The organism is Rossellomorea sp. H136 (genome assembly GCF_056838065.1).
Genome location: NZ_CM166371.1, coordinates 1,841,352 through 1,856,928 on the forward strand (window position 1 = coordinate 1,841,352; position 15,577 = coordinate 1,856,928).

14 protein-coding genes and 1 pseudogene are annotated in these 15,577 nt (G+C 40.6%); 12 read left to right on the forward strand and 3 right to left on the reverse strand.

Annotation, left to right across the window (positions count from 1 at the left end; genetic code table 11):
* Positions 1-39: 39 nt before the first annotated feature.
* Positions 40-279 (reverse strand): glutaredoxin family protein, encoded by a 240-nt coding sequence (locus ACYH0O_RS09335; RefSeq protein ID WP_482632044.1) that lies wholly within the window; start codon positions 277-279, stop codon positions 40-42.
* Positions 276-1,232 (reverse strand): MBL fold metallo-hydrolase, encoded by a 957-nt coding sequence (locus ACYH0O_RS09340; RefSeq protein ID WP_482632045.1) that lies wholly within the window; start codon positions 1,230-1,232, stop codon positions 276-278. The genes ACYH0O_RS09335 and ACYH0O_RS09340 overlap by 4 nt, the downstream gene beginning before the upstream one ends.
* Positions 1,233-1,385: 153 nt before the next feature.
* Here ACYH0O_RS09340 and ACYH0O_RS09345 point away from each other — a divergent pair, with 153 nt between their 5' ends.
* From ACYH0O_RS09345 to ACYH0O_RS09355, 3 genes and pseudogenes are all read left to right on the forward strand, one after another.
* The gene (locus ACYH0O_RS09345) at positions 1,386-1,631 is read left to right on the forward strand and encodes a YkuJ family protein (protein ID WP_034756109.1); all 246 of its coding nucleotides are present in this window, start codon (positions 1,386-1,388) and stop codon (positions 1,629-1,631) included.
* A 156-nt stretch (positions 1,632-1,787) separates the two neighbouring features.
* A complete protein-coding gene (cbpB, locus tag ACYH0O_RS09350) occupies positions 1,788-2,228 on the forward strand; it encodes a cyclic-di-AMP-binding protein CbpB (protein WP_113968397.1) in 441 nt (146 codons plus the stop codon).
* Positions 2,229-2,326: 98 nt separating this feature from the next.
* A pseudogene (locus ACYH0O_RS09355) lies at positions 2,327-3,820 on the forward strand (MDR family MFS transporter).
* Here ACYH0O_RS09355 and ACYH0O_RS09360 read toward each other — a convergent pair.
* Positions 3,809-4,534: a sulfite exporter TauE/SafE family protein gene (locus ACYH0O_RS09360; RefSeq protein ID WP_482632046.1), complete on the reverse strand. Its 726-nt coding sequence runs from the start codon at positions 4,532-4,534 to the stop codon at positions 3,809-3,811. The pseudogene ACYH0O_RS09355 and the gene ACYH0O_RS09360 sit on opposite strands and share 12 nt — an antisense overlap.
* Before the next feature lie 110 nt (positions 4,535-4,644).
* Between ACYH0O_RS09360 and ACYH0O_RS09365 the strand changes: the two genes are divergently transcribed.
* From ACYH0O_RS09365 to ACYH0O_RS09405, 9 genes are all read left to right on the forward strand, one after another.
* On the forward strand, positions 4,645-5,523 hold the full coding sequence (locus ACYH0O_RS09365) for a LysR family transcriptional regulator (protein ID WP_149155353.1): 879 nt from the start codon (positions 4,645-4,647) through the stop codon (positions 5,521-5,523).
* Between the two features lie 94 nt (positions 5,524-5,617).
* Positions 5,618-6,328, forward strand: coding sequence for a 2,3,4,5-tetrahydropyridine-2,6-dicarboxylate N-acetyltransferase (gene dapD, locus ACYH0O_RS09370; RefSeq protein WP_149155354.1), 711 nt, complete (start codon positions 5,618-5,620; stop codon positions 6,326-6,328).
* A 114-nt stretch (positions 6,329-6,442) separates the two neighbouring features.
* Positions 6,443-7,561 carry an N-acetyldiaminopimelate deacetylase gene (locus tag ACYH0O_RS09375; protein ID WP_482632047.1) on the forward strand — a complete coding sequence of 373 codons (1,119 nt, stop codon included), beginning with the start codon at positions 6,443-6,445 and terminating at the stop codon, positions 7,559-7,561.
* Between the two features lie 488 nt (positions 7,562-8,049).
* Positions 8,050-10,452, forward strand: coding sequence for a hypothetical protein (locus ACYH0O_RS09380; RefSeq protein WP_482632048.1), 2,403 nt, complete (start codon positions 8,050-8,052; stop codon positions 10,450-10,452).
* Positions 10,449-11,384 (forward strand): ABC transporter ATP-binding protein, encoded by a 936-nt coding sequence (locus tag ACYH0O_RS09385; RefSeq protein ID WP_482632049.1) that lies wholly within the window; start codon positions 10,449-10,451, stop codon positions 11,382-11,384. The genes ACYH0O_RS09380 and ACYH0O_RS09385 overlap by 4 nt, the downstream gene beginning before the upstream one ends.
* Entirely contained in the window at positions 11,381-12,226 is an 846-nt protein-coding gene (locus ACYH0O_RS09390) for an ABC transporter permease (protein WP_482632050.1), read from the forward strand. The genes ACYH0O_RS09385 and ACYH0O_RS09390 overlap by 4 nt, the downstream gene beginning before the upstream one ends.
* A gap of 11 nt (positions 12,227-12,237) precedes the next feature.
* Positions 12,238-13,701 carry a hypothetical protein gene (locus tag ACYH0O_RS09395; protein WP_482632051.1) on the forward strand — a complete coding sequence of 488 codons (1,464 nt, stop codon included), beginning with the start codon at positions 12,238-12,240 and terminating at the stop codon, positions 13,699-13,701.
* A 2-nt stretch (positions 13,702-13,703) separates the two neighbouring features.
* Positions 13,704-14,699: an AAA family ATPase gene (locus ACYH0O_RS09400; protein ID WP_482632534.1), complete on the forward strand. Its 996-nt coding sequence runs from the start codon at positions 13,704-13,706 to the stop codon at positions 14,697-14,699.
* Complete coding sequence (locus tag ACYH0O_RS09405; RefSeq protein ID WP_482632052.1) at positions 14,696-15,577, forward strand: DUF58 domain-containing protein; 882 nt, start codon at positions 14,696-14,698, stop codon at positions 15,575-15,577. The genes ACYH0O_RS09400 and ACYH0O_RS09405 overlap by 4 nt, the downstream gene beginning before the upstream one ends.

The following is a 15,577-nucleotide window of genomic DNA, read 5'->3' on the forward strand; positions in this document are numbered from 1 at the left end:
CATGAAAATGAATTGGCCAACTCTTTTTTGTTGATAAACCTAATGTTTATTTTTTAATGCTGCCGTTAGGGATCCCAGGTTGAAGCCTGAAATCACTTCAGAGTCCACAGTGATTGTCGGAGTGGAATAAGACTTCAGCTCTTTAACCAGATAATCCCTTGCTTGTTCATCTTCTTTAATATTGATTTCTCTGTACTCAACATTGTGTTCCTTTAAATACATTTTGACCACTTCACAGGGTGGGCATTCTGGTTGAGTGTATAAAGTGACTTTTTTCATGATGGTTTTTCTCCTTTGCTTTGTCTTACGAAATAATCTACGATTCCCATTGCTGATACGTTCGTATCCAGAGTTAATAAATTGAAAATCGGGTTGTTTGGATCAACGCCCTTTTGGACCATTTTACTCTTTGTATGTTCAAAAAGTACAGCAGATATCGCTTTAACGTTCTCTTCCCCTGTTCTTTTGGATGAGAACTGTTCCTCACTTTTTTCCATGAAAAGATCAAGCCACCTTTCTACTTCCCCTAATGCAAATGATACTTCTTCAGTGACACCGTAGTGTCCAAAATACAAGCGATCGAGCTTCAGACCCTTATACATGCGTATGGAATCCTTCATGTTTTCAGGGCTAAATTGGTTGGGGGAAGTAGAAGGGATATAGAAGTGCTTTGACCCCACCGTATACTGGATTCCGCATGTGTCCCCGGTGAACATCCCATTTGACACAGAATCAAAGATGCTTAAATGGTGATTTGCATGACCAGGGGTGTGATAGAACGTTAATGTACAGTTTTCGCTCAGATTCAGTTTTTCCTCATGCTCCATCACAATCATCCGGTCTTCCGGAATTGGCACAATCGGGTGGAAAAGATCATCGAATTTCTCTCCATATACCGCTCTTGCTCCTCGGATCAAGCGTGTAGGATCTGAAAGGTGACGACGTCCTCTAGGGTGAACGATGACTTTTGCATTGGGGCATTCCTTCAGGAAAAGACCGGCACCCCCTGCATGATCAAGATGTATATGAGTTAAAATTATGTATTGAATATCTTCAAGATTAATGTTTAACTTAGAGAGACCTTTTTTTAGATGAGGTATAGAAGGACTGGCAGATGTTTCGATAATGGTAAGGGACTCTTCGTTTAAAATATAACTTCCTGTACGTTCCTGTAGTGACAAATCCATTAGATCAACTAACGATATTCGGGAATCTATACGATAAATACTCATCGGATCCATCCTTTCGGGGAGAATATATTTCTACCCCTTCATTATAAAGGAATTTATGGAGAAAAAGGACAAAACATTAGATTTTACAGGATAGAATCTGGTACAATGCAAAAGCTATGACCAAGAATTAGAACAGGAAAGGAGAGACCGATTATGTCTCAGCTTCTTGGAATTATACAAAGATTAAAATCATTACAAGAACAAGGTGAACAAGGGGAAACTCAACAACGATTTTTCGAATACAATGGAAAGAAAATTTGTGAGGTAAAATATTTACCAAAACAAGATACATTCGAAATTGAAGTCATGAATGAAAAAGGAAACAGTTTTCCTTTTGATAACATAGACATTACAGCGATTGAAATTTTTGAACTTCTACAAGAAGCTCAACAAGATTAATGTACTAAAAAGGTAACCATTCGGTTATCTTTTTTAGTCTTTAAACCAATCGTCAAAACATACATTTTTCTTCCAATATGTTAAAATAGATAGTGTCTGCTTCTTTTGTTTATAGATTGGCACGCAAATTCTTATTTTTAAAATGAGGGGTTATACATGATTTCATTGAGTAGCAAGGAGTTATTAGAAACGAATATTAAAGATTTCATTATTCCTTCTGAGAAGGTGGCTCATGTCCAAGTGGGGAATTCCTTGGAGCATGCGTTACTATTACTCACTAAGAGTGGTTACTCAGCCATCCCTGTACTTGATCCGACATTTCGTTTTCAGGGCTTAATCAGTTCCAGTTTAATCACAGATTCCATTCTTGGTCTTGAACGCTTTGAGTTTGAACAACTTGAAGCAAAGAAGGTAGAGGAAGTCATGACAACTGAATTTCCCAGCGTCTCCTTAGAATCAGATTTTAAGAAAGCACTTGAGCTTTTAGTGGATCATCCATTCTTGTGTGTGGTTTCTGATGATGGATACTTTGAAGGAATCATGACAAGGAGAGTTGTGTTAAAGCAACTTCAACGACAACTGTTTAAAAGGGACTAAACCCTTCATGACAGTTACATAACGGTAAGATTATATAGGATGGCATAATTGTCATCCTCTTTATTTTGTTTATTTAAGACGATACAAAGGAGAACAAGATGAGCAGTTTAGAATTGGGTTCAATCAAAAGGACGAAAAAACCGCTTGTATTGATAGCTGTTATGCTGGCTATGTTCATGGGGGCCATTGAAGCAACAATCGTCTCTACCGCCATGCCTGCCATCGTGGGTGATCTAGGTGGCTTCTCTCTGTATAGTTGGGTGTTTTCAGCTTATCTATTAATGAATGCCATAACCGTTCTTATCTACGGTAAACTATCTGATTTATTTGGCAGGAAACCGATTATCACAATCGGGATCGTGATTTTTCTCATTGGGTCTGTTTTATGCGGATTTGCCCAAACGATGGAGCAATTGATTCTATTCCGATTTATCCAGGGACTTGGTGCGGGAGCAGTATTACCTATGGCCACTACGATTGTGGGAGATATTTATTCAAAGGAGGAACGTGCCAAAATACAAGGGTATTTATCAAGCGTATGGGGGATTTCCGCCATTAGCGGACCACTCGTTGGTGGCTTGTTGGTTGAATATGCGAGTTGGAGGTACGTGTTTTGGGTCAATATCCCACTCGGCTTATTATCGATTGTGGGCCTATGGCTGTACTTACACGAGAATATTGAAAAGAAAAAACCGGTTATCGACTATGGTGGTGCATTTCTATTAGTCGTAACTCTCTCATCTTTAATGTATTTACTGGTGGAAGGAGGGGTACACCTGCCTTGGGACTCCTGGCAGGCAATGTCTCTGATCAATATTATCATCTTAGGGTTTGTTGTGTTTATTTATCACGAACGACGAACAGCACAACCGATGATGCCTTTTGATCTATGGAAGATCCGTTCCATTTTGGTCGCCAATATCGTTTCACTAACAACAGGCGTTATGTTAATCGGCATCTCAAGCTTCCTCCCTGCCTTTGTACAAGGTGTCATGGAGCGGAGTGCAACTGTCGCCGGGTTTACATTGACGGCCATGTCTATTGGATGGCCAATTTCTGCTACAATCGCCGGACGCTTATTATTAAGGATCGGCTACTTTAAAACATCCATGATGGGGGGGATATCCCTTCTGGCAGGTGGAACTATCTTTGTCTTGATGGATCCATCATATGGTCCATTATGGGCCGCGTTTGGCTCATTCTTTGTAGGAGTAGGGATGGGGCTAAGCTCTACATCCTTTATCGTTTCCATTCAGTCTACTGTCGAGTGACAAGTCAGAGGGATTGCGACTGCCACTAATATGTTCATGAGGAATTTAGGTACGACCATAGGAGCTGCGTTATTGGGAGGAATCTTAAACAGCCGCCTGCAGAGATACTTTGAAGAAAGCGGTAATGATTATTCGATCAATGATGTGAATATGCTCTTGAATGAACAAGATAGGGAGCAATTGTCTTCCGATATGCTCGAGTTGTTACAAAATGCACTTACAGGTTCCTTGCAATCTGTATATCTAGTCGTTTTACTTTTCGCCCTGTTTAGCTTTATCGGCATCTTATTTCTACCCAGGGACCAATCGCTAAAGAAATAGATTTTTCCCCAGCTGTAATATAAGAATGAGAGTAAGCACGTTTAATAAAATTTGTACATGTTTCGTAGAAAGTTTAGCTGCTACCCTCACTGCCACTTGAGCCCCGATTAGTGCACCCAGTGCAAAAGGGATGGCAGCTCCCCATTCTACATGGCCATTGTGAAAATAGACGGTGAATGCTCCTAAGCAGCTTACAAAAGTCTGAAAGCGGGTGAGAGCTACCGATTTTAAATATGAAAGCCCGTGTAGCAGATGAGTGTACATGAGCATGGTTGCCTGCCCTGGTCCGAACAATCCGTCATACGTACTGATTAAGTACAAAAGTCCATAAACCCTAAATTTCTTAGGGTTCACCTTCTTGGATTTGAATCCTTTTATGATACTTAGCAGGAGGGCGAATAATAGAAAGAAAAAGGCCATCCATTCGAGCGAAGAAGGAGATATTTTATCCGAGAAAAATGCCCCGGTCAATCCGCCTGCAAGTGCAATAGGAAGAATAGGTAAACATTCTTTCCATGTAACCTTTCGATCTTTTATTAAATAAACAAAGCTTGAAAAAGAACTCATAATGTTTGAAAATTTGGCCGTGGCAATGGCTGTATGAATGGGTAAACCAAGCAAAAGCATCACCGGCATACCAATCAATCCCCCGCTTCCTGCCAACGTTCCAATGAGTGCTACCACCAATCCAGTGAAAAAGAGAACGACTTCCATTTTCAGGCACCTCCCCATGTTTCTACTATCAGTCTATTCCATTCTTAGTAATAATGAAATTTTATATTAATTAAGATATAATATAAGAAAAACTTATGAAGGTGAAAAAGATGGCGTTCTCAGAATATCAATTACTGCACGTACTGGCTCAGGAAATGAACATGCGTAAAGCAGCAGAGCGGCTATTTGTATCACAGCCGGCACTGTCACAAAGACTCCAGACAATTGAAAAGGAATGGGGTACCAGATTATTCCTTCGCTCTCAAAAAGGTCTTGCCCTAACCCCTGCCGGAGAGCTTGTGGTGAAGTTGGCTGAAGAAATGCTTCTGAAGGAAGAAAGTGTGAAGGACAGAATTCAAGCATTGGAGTTCGAGGTTCATGGAACCTTAAAAATTGCATGTGCCTCGATTGTAGGTCAGAATTGGCTTCCTAAAGTACTTAAAAGGTTTGTGAAAACCTATCCACATGCCAAGATTTCGTTAATGACAGGGTGGAGCAGTGAAATTCTTAAAGCAATTTATGAAAATGAAGTGCATATCGGGATCATTCGTGGTACTCCCGATTGGAAGGGTCCCAAACACCATCTCTTTCAAGATACACTGTACTTGGTCGATAGGGAGATTCAATCGATAGAAGAAGTCATGAAAACTGATCGGCCTTTTATTCAATTTAAAAGTGACTCGAATTATTATCAGGAAATTCAGGACTGGTGGCACCGGCAATTCCAGACAACCCCGAAGCGAACGATCGTTGTTGATCAAATTGAAACATGTAAGCAGATGACATTAAACGGTATCGGCTACGCGATTTTACCCGCAATCACGTTAGACGGGATGGAAGAAGATATTTATAAAATCCCTTTAATCGATGAACATGATTCTCTGATACATAGGGACACTTGGTTACTGGGCTATGAATCCGCCTTTCAATTAAGACAAGTAGAAGCATTTGTTGAAGTTGTAAACGAATTCATTGAAGAAAACTCATAGTTTTGACGTTTAGGGTTGTCTTACATCCTTTAATTTGATAAAGTAATTCAAGAAACAAATTCTGAATTTATACATAATTACGGAGGGTATTCATATGAAAATGATGGACGCAAACGAAATTATTTCTTTTATTCAAAATAGTACCAAATCAACACCTGTGAAGGTTTATGTGAAAGGTAACATAGATGGAATCGACTTTGGTTCATCTTCCCAAACCTTCCTTCAAGGAAATTCCGGTGTCGTATTCGGGGAGTGGAGCGAGCTTTCTACTATTCTTGAAGAAAATAAAGATAAAATCGACGACTACGTATTAGAAAATGATCGCCGAAATTCTGCGATTCCTCTTCTTGACCTAAAAGGAGTTAAAGCGCGTATTGAGCCAGGCGCCATCATTCGCGACCAAGTAGAAATTGGTGACAATGCGGTCATTATGATGGGTGCAATGATCAATATCGGTTCTGTAGTAGGTGCGGGAACGATGATCGATATGAATGTTGTACTTGGTGGCCGTGCTACAGTAGGGAAGAATTGTCACATTGGAGCGGGTGCAGTTCTTGCCGGGGTCATTGAACCGCCATCGGCAAAACCCGTCGTCATTGAAGACGATGTAGTCATTGGTGCCAATGCCGTTGTCCTTGAAGGTGTAACTGTTGGAAAAGGAGCTGTCGTTGCAGCTGGAGCGATTGTCGTGGATGATGTAGCTCCATACACGGTTGTGGCCGGTACACCCGCAAAGAAATTAAAAGACATTGATGAAAAAACAAAATCAAAGACTGAAATAAAACAAGAATTACGTCAACTGTAATCATTTCAACAATAGCATGATCAAGGAGAGAACGGACGGCTGGCGTCTGTTCTTTTCTTGTAAGGTCTCAATTTCACTATCTATACATCTATTATTCATTTAAGGAGGATACCTATGTCAACAGTAGACTTTAAGTCGATCAGGAGAGATCTCCATCAAATTCCTGAACTTGGGTTTCAAGAGTTTAAAACACAGCAATACCTATTGAATTATATTTCAAGCCTACCTGCTGACCGCATAGAGATTAAGACCTGGAGAACAGGCATTTTCGTTAAGGTTCATGGCACCAATCCTAAAAGAATGATTGGGTACCGTGGTGACATTGATGGCCTGCCGATCACGGAAGAAACAGGATTGGATTTCCCTTCATCACATGAAGGAAGAATGCATGCATGCGGCCACGACTTTCATATGTCGATTGAGCTGGGGGTTTTAACCCATTTCGTTCACCACCCGATAGAAGATAATCTTCTGTTCATATTTCAACCCGCAGAGGAGGGACCAGGTGGAGCGAAGCCCATGCTTGAAAGTGAAATCATGAAGGAATGGAAGCCGGATTGTATATTCGCACTTCACATTGCGCCGGAATATGAAGTGGGGACGGTTGCTGTTAAAGAGGGGCTGCTTTTTGCCAATACGTCTGAATTATTTATTGATTTTAAGGGGAAGGGTGGTCACGCTGCCTATCCTCACCATACGAAGGATATGATTGTCGTTGCTTCTACCTTTGTGACACAACTGCAGTCGATTGTGGCTCGAAATGTGGATCCATTAGACAGTGCAGTGATTACCGTCGGCAAAATGGAAAGTGGGACGGTGCAAAATATAATTGCTGAAACAGCCAGATTGGAAGGTACGATCCGTACCCTATCAGCCGAGTCGATGGAAAGTGTAAAAAAACGTCTGGAAGCGTTAATCGATGGTATGAAAATCAGTTATGATTGTGATATTCAGGTGGATTATGGCAGCATGTATCGCCAGGTCTACAATGACCCGGATTGGACAAATCATTTCATTTCTTTCCTCCAAAAAACGAATCGGAACCTCGTAATCTGTAAAGAAGCTATGACGGGTGAAGACTTTGGTTATATGCTTGAGGATATACCAGGCTTTATGTTTTGGCTTGGCGTGAATTCTCCGTTTGGACTGCATCATTCTAAATTAAACCCTGATGAGGAAGCGATAGACTTTGCCATCTCCCTTCTCACAGATTATATTGGCGGATTAAAATAATGAGTGTGAATCACGGATCGTTATCTCTGGATATCGTTCCGTGATTTTTTTTGTCAGTTTAAAAGGCTCTTTCGCAAGATTGTTGTTCAACATTGAATCTGCTTTGGCTCTTTCAATGAGGTGGCTCGACCTCCTCCCCGGGGAATCTTGTGCCTGGAGCGGAAAGGAACGGTCCATGTTTCATATTCCCTCATTAAAAAGATAAATTTACTTTATTAGAAATCTGTGAATAATCAGTCGGAGAGGTCATAATGGCGACAGGATTCTCACCGGTCGTACTTTCCCTGTGTAACTAGCAACAATGTTTATGAGAAGAGCTATTCAAAAAATAATTAACATAAATTTCTAAAATGGTCTTGCTAAGAGTTGATAATAGTGTAAAATTACACTTAAGTAGATGGATAATAAGGAAAAAGATAAAAATAATAGAAACTTTTCCCATAATGATTTCGTCTATCTTGTAGAGAGAAAGAAAGAGGGGAATGCATGTGAAAAGATGGAGGAAAGCAATATTTGTGATGACATTAGGGTTCTTGATGTTTCTTTTCATGGAGGACACCACACTCGCACAAGCACAAATAAAAATTTCAGTGGAAGAAGGAATCGATGGAAAAGTGAAGGAGGGAAGAGGTTTCCCCCTTAAAGTAACCGTCGAAAATACAGGTTCTGATTTTAAAGGAGATCTATTGTTTGATTATGCTCCTTCCTATCAGACTGGAGGGGCAAGAGTGTTATCCATAGATGTACCAGCAAATTCAAAACGTACATATACATTATCCATTCCAGGATTCAATGATGAAATCAGGCATAACTCCAATCAGGAAACCATTCATTTGTTCCAAGGATCTTGGGAAAAAGGAAAGGAGATAAAATTTAAAGGAGATAAACGATTAACTCCTGATTTCATCTATAGCAACTATACGACCATCGGTTTATTAAGTGAAAATCCTGACCGTTTGAAGGGAATTAAAGGGACTAACATGGGAGGGAATCGGGTAGAGGCTTTAACACTCACAAAGGAAAATATTCCTGAAGAGAAGACCGGATTTCAAATGCTTGATTATCTTATCATTGACCAATATAACATATCAGAACTTAGTCAGGATCAACAAAGAGCGTTGAAAAGCTGGGTTGACACAGGTGGGGTTTTATTTATAGGGGGGGCTCCTCATTTAGAGGATACTCTTGGCTCTGTAGCAGATATGGCTCCTCTTACTTTCGGGGAAGAATCAACACTCTCCGACACTGCCACCTTTAATGTTAAGAAGAATATAGAGGCTACCTTTAACTCATTAGCAATCTTTAAAGGGACTGTTAAACCAGAATCGGATGTTCTGGTTGAGCAAGACGGGATCCCGTTGGTTGTGAAAAGTTCTGAAGGCTTAGGAGAAGTGTGGCAGACGGCATTCTCACTAGGTGACCCTGCATTAAATGCATGGGAAAGCTATGACGAATGGTTTGCAAACGTCCTTTCTAAAACAGAACCCCACTTTCTCCTTGGGCAGTCCAACGGAGATCAAAGTTTCCTGGAGAGAATTTATTATGAAGTAGCTGACAGTAATGAGCTCTTTCCGACTACCAATTTTAAAGTAAGTACACTTGTCATCTTTCTCATCATTTATTTGATTGTCATTGTACCTCTTCTCTATTTCTTATTAAGAAAAGTGGATAAGCGTGAACAAGCATGGTGGATCATTCCTGCCATTTCGGTCCTCGTTTCCTCAGGCATCTTTATCACCGGAGCTAAAGATAGAATCTCGGAGCCTCATTTGAATCAAATGAGTGTCTTAAAAGTCGAGGAAGATAAGAGCGTACATGGAATTTCAGCTTTTAGCGCATTATCAAACTCCGGGGGAGACTATGATTTTATTTCAGATAAGCATAATTTAGATATCACACCTGCAAGAGTCAGGAATAGTGCTGGGGGAGTAAATCAGTATAAGTTTGCAGTTGAAGAGATAACGAAGGATAATCGATCCATTACATTTCGGGATGTAGAATACTGGTCCACGAGGACTTTACTCGGTTCAAGCGAAAAGGAAGAAGTAGGAAAGTTTATACCGGAATTAGTGTTAGAGGATCAAACCTTATCCGGTACGATTCAAAACGATTTTCCATATGATTTTACAGATGTATATATTTGGTCGGGGTCCAGAATGCATCGTTTGGGGGATATGAAAGCCGGGGATACGCTCGACGTTGATAAAAAGCTTTCAACGAATTATTTATCTTCTCCTATTGGTGTGACCCCAAATATGTCAGCGCCATTCCCGAATCAGCAAAAGATTAAGCAGCAAAAGAAAGAACGGTTGGAAAACTTCGCATCTCAAATGATTTCTGTGGATAATGAAAATAACTCCCCGGTCATTTTTGGGTATACAGATGCGGAGATATTCAATATGAAGATTAAAAACAAAGAATCCAAGTCTGAAAATTTCTCATTACTCTATCAACATTTTCCTTCCATGGGAAACTATAAGGGTGCTTTTACACTTAGAAATGAACAACTTGATCTAGATGTGTTGCCTGTTAAGGGACAGGTGATTGAGCATTACTCACATAATGGTGCAGATGAGATGGGACTCGAAGATGGGACATATGAACTATCCATTCACCTTCCTAATCAAATTGAATTATCGAAGGTTACTCTTCATTCGTTAAATATGACTCTTCATACAGGAGGGGTGCTTCAGTTTTCTCTGGTCGATCCACAAACAGATGAGCGGCTGGTGCTTTCTGAATCATCCACGAACTCAATCGAGGTAAATGATAAATTGAACAAATATATAGATGACAATGGGGAAATCGTCTTCGAGTTTGAAAAACGATCTCAAGGGGATCCGTTTGTTCGTCTTCCTAACATTGTGTTGAAAGGAGAGGTTCAACCATGATCGAGATTCAAAACTTATCTAAACGCTATGGGTCGTTCCTTGCCCTTGATGACCTGAACTTATCCATTGAGAAGGGAACCGTATTTGGCTTTGTTGGTCAAAATGGAGCGGGGAAATCTACGACATTTTCTATTTTGGCTACTCTCTTAGCTCCTACTGAAGGAACGGCTACCGTGAACGGATTCAATATAAGTAAAGATCCAAAATTGGTCAGAAGACAAATCGGCTATATGCCTGATTTCTTTGGAGTGTATGATCAATTAAAAGCTGACGAATACCTGGACTTTTATGGTGCAAGCTATAAAATTCCTGCAGATCAAAGAAAGAAACTCATTCCCCAGCTGTTGGAACTGGTGAATCTATCTCATAAAAAAGATTCCTATGTTGACCTTTTATCCAGGGGGATGAAGCAGCGTCTTTGTTTAGCAAGGTGCCTCATCCATGATCCGGAAGTGCTGATACTCGATGAACCGGCGTCAGGGCTTGATCCGAGGGCCAGAATCGAAATGAGGGAAATTCTTAAAGAATTAAAGAAAATGGGAAAAACGATTTTAATTTCCTCTCATATCCTTCCGGAGCTTGCGGAAATGTGTGATGAAATTGGCGTGATTGATAATGGGAAACTCGTAGCTCATGGCTCTGTTCAGGATATCCAGTTTCAACTGCAGGCAGATAAACTGATTGTCGTGAGAGTAAGGGGAATGGTGGAGAGTGCTGTGGCTTTCTTTGAAGACGACCCCTTGGTTTCAAAGGTTGAAGTGGACGAGGAGAATAGAACGTTTCAATTCCTTTATAAAGGAGAAGAAACGGAGCAAATAGAGCTATTGAAAAAAGCTGTTTTAAACGACATCCAGATTGTGAGTTTCAAAGAGACTGAAACGAATTTAGAAGATGTCTTTATGGAGATCACGAAAGGAGTGACACTTTCATGAAGCAGTTACTCATCAATCCAATGTTAAATAAAGAATTTAAACTTCGCTTTCGCTCCATTAAGGCATTTATCGGGATGTTATGCTACTTAATTGCCGTAGGAATTGTCGTGATCGGTTTCATCTACATGCAAACGCGATTTTCAAATACTGGTTATTTTCGTCCCGAAGAAAGCCGGGTGATGTTTATGATTCTCTCATTTTTACAGCTTGCTCTCGTGTTATTCATTACACCCGGGTTAACAGGCGGTGTCATCAGCGGAGAAAGAGAGAAGCAAACATTAAGCATGTTGTTGACGACGGAGCAAAGCTCAATGAGTATAATCCTGAGTAAACTGGTATCGTCAGTTTCATATTTGTTATTACTCGTTGTCTCAAGTTTGCCTCTATACAGCTTTGTGTTCTTGTTCGGGGGAGTTTCCCCAACGGATTTACTTTTTGTCTTCGGATACAGTTTGTTTTTGGTTTTTGCATTTGGTTCCGTCGGAGTTTTATATTCAACGATTATTCGAAAGACGATCGTGTCGATGGTCACAACCTATGCAACGGTATTGTTTCTTGCAGGGGGGACGTTATTCCTCTTTATGCTCTCAATGGCAATCGGGACCGGTCCTTACCAGAATCAGACCAATCCTGCACCATATCTAATTGCCATGTTTAATCCCGGGATCGTCATGATGGGCCATTTTGAACCGATGATGATTGAAGAGATATACACTCGCAGCGGCGTTACGTTTCCTTTATGGATTTCATTCCTGATTATCTACACTGTTCTTGCAGTGATTTCCCTGTCCCTCAGTATCATGAAGCTACGACCAAGCATGAAGGTGAAGAGCACTAAATAAAGGGTGAGAAGATGGAAACTAAACAATTTCTTCATTTGCTTCGGCAAATAAGAAAAAAGCTCTGGATCAATCAATTATGGTATTACATTCAGCTCCTGCTTGTTTATGCAGGAGTCTTTGCTCTATGCATCGTTTCGATAGCAGCCTTTGTTGTAATCCCATATTGGGAAAGAATCCTATGGGTAGGTTGCCACTCTATTTTCATTGGTGTTGCGATTTTGTTTTATCGAAGAAGAGCCACCTTGAAGGATAGTGCCTTAACCTATGATAGGTTTGTGGACGACAATCGTGTAACTGCCGCTTATAGTAGCCTTCACAGTGGCCATGCCCTATCCTCCCTAGTTGTGCATGATGCATTGAAGAAGATGAAAAGGGCTCATCCGGAAGTATTGAAATATGGAAAGAAGAGAATTAAGCCCTCATTCCTGTTGTCAAGCGGAATTCTTATGCTTATATCCTTACTGATTTTTACTCAATGGGATACCTCTTTTCAAGAAGCGAATCGGATTGAGAAAGAAAAGAAGATCATTGCGGAGTCAAATAAAAGAATAGCAGAACAGGCGAAAAAGAAAGAGAATGCTTCTATTAAAGAAAAGCTGTTGAAGAAAAATGAAGAGCTCGAGAAAGTAAAGGAAGCGACCAAACGATATGATGAAATAATCAAAAAAGTTAAAGAGGTCAAGTTTCAGAAGAAATCAATAGAAAAACAGAATGAAAAGCTGCAGGAAGTGAAGAAAAAGGTAGCAGATTTAAATGTAGAAGACGTAAACAAAGCGCTTCAAGAAAAAAATAGCGATAAACTCCAGCGAGCTTTTAATCAAATGACAAAAGAACAAAGAGATCAGCTTTTAATGGCTTTGAAATCACAGGATATTGCTTCCTTGGAAGAATTAACAGAAATAATGAAAGAACCGAATAGCGTAGAAGAATTAGATCAGCTTGCTAAACTCCAAGATGAACTTCAAAATGAAGCCGATCTCTTAAAAGCTGCAATCGGACATAGTGATACAACAGGTTCAGATCCATTGGCACAGAATTCCGGTAAAGCACCATCTAATCAGGCAAACAGTAAGTCACAGGCAAAAAAGGATCCTTCTTCATCTGCAAATGGAAATCAGCCAGGCAACAGTGCTTCAAATTCAACTGACCAGGGAGGGAATGGAAACGGTTCTTCTTCTTCCCCTCTAGCAGGCAACGGGCAAGGATCCAGGGAGATGCTTTCTGTCCCGGAAAAAATCGAAGGACAGAACCATATTGAACGAGATACAGGCAAATTAGGTGAGGGTGAACATGGAGAGCGATTTGAGAGCGATGGGCCGGTACAAAAGGGAACCCTTCGTCCATATGAAGAAGTGTATCAAGACTATTATTCTTCTTACCGGGAGTCGTCAGATCGATCCACGATCCCTAAAGACTTAGAGAATATCGTGCAATCCTATTTCAGTGAAATTGATCCAGGGGAGTTGGTAGAGTGAACATGGAAGATAAGGAGCAACAATTTAAGAAAGCTTCATTGAAGATAATAGAAGTGAAGGAAGAGGTTCAGCGCTTTATCGTAGGGCAGGAGGAAATCGTAGAGGGTGTGCTTTGGTCCGTCCTTGCAGGAGGGCATACTCTCTTGGAAGGCTTACCCGGATTAGGGAAAACGATGTTGGTGCGTACCTTGGCGGATGTTATGGACCTTAGCTTTTCACGAATTCAGTTTACCCCGGATCTAATGCCTACAGACATCACTGGAACAATGGTCATGAAACAAAGCAGGGACGATCAACATCCATTCGTTTTCCATCAAGGTCCTTTGTTTCATCACTTAGTTTTAGCTGATGAAATCAACCGCTCGACTCCCAAGACGCAAAGTGCCCTTCTTGAGGCAATGGCAGAGAATACGGTCACGGTGGTAGGAGAAACGATGACATTGGAGAAGCCCTTCTTTGTCTTAGCCACACAGAATCCCATTGATCTTGAAGGAACGTACCCTTTACCTGAAGCACAAGTTGATCGTTTCATGTGTAAAATCTTAGTTTCCTATCCTACTAAAGCAGAGTTGAAACAAATTATCCAGCGTACAACAGGAACCGACGACATCGTTCTTGAGAAAAAGCTGAATCAATCTGAACTATTAAACATTCAGGATCTGGTAAAAGAAATCATGGTCACAGATGAAATGATTGACTTTGCCATTGATCTTATTGATGCAACACACCCGAAAAGTGAAAGAACAACGGAAAGAATCAAACAATATGTTGAATTTGGAAGCGGACCAAGGGGGCTTCAAAATGTCATCCTAATGGCCAAAGCGAGAGCATTAACACAAGGCAGGTACCATGTTTCAATGGGGGACTTGAAAAAGGTGGCTCCTCTCGTATTGCGGCACCGTATAATCCTGAATTTTGAAGGAGAAGCAATGAGTGTGGGAACGGATGAACTTATCCTTGAAATGATTGATTACGTTCAAAAAGGTGATAGTCGGTGACAAAACTTTGGCACAGCCAGTTTCTAGCTCAATTGAAAAGGCACAGGATTACCAGCAAACGATTAAAGAGCGTTCATCATAAAGGATCTCGTCTCGCAACCTATCATGGTAGTTCCCTGGAATTTTCCGATTATCAAATGTATGAAATTGGGGACGATGTAAGGCAAATCGACTGGAATGTGTATGCCAGAACGGAAAAGGTATATATCAAAAGGTATCTGGATGAAAGAGAAATAAAGGTTCATATTTACCTCGATTGCTCGAACTCCATGTTAATAGAAGATAGAAAGTGGAAGAGAGCGAAAGAATTAACGGGAGCACTGTCATTTTTAGTTCTTTCAAATGATGATCGGCTTTCATTGCACTGCATGGGAGCTCATCACCAAAAGTACTTTATGAAAAAAGGGGCACGGGACGCAAAAGCCATTCTCCATGACATTCAAGAGCTTTCCCTAGACCGTTCAGAGGAAGATGGAATCTCCTTTTTTGAGGAAGTAGGAAAAGGGGTACGAAAAAAAAGCTCTGTATCCTTTGTTCTTTCAGATGGACTCGAATCACTCTCAGTGATAGAGGAAGCACTCAGAAAACTTTCGATTAAAAGAGAAATGGTTTATTTTATCCAACTCCTCGATGAAGAAGAGCTAACGCCATCTTATCAAGGTGATGTCAAATTATTAGATAGTGAAAAACACCGTGAAACGAATGTATCAATAAGTCCGAGGATGGTGGATCTCTATCAGGAGCGATTACTGAACCACAACAAAGAGATTGAAGCATTATGCAATAAATGGGGGTTTGGCTATATCCAAACAAGTTGCCTGCCACCATTAAACGAAGTATTCTTTAAGGATTTCAAAGAAAATGGATGGATCCGCTGA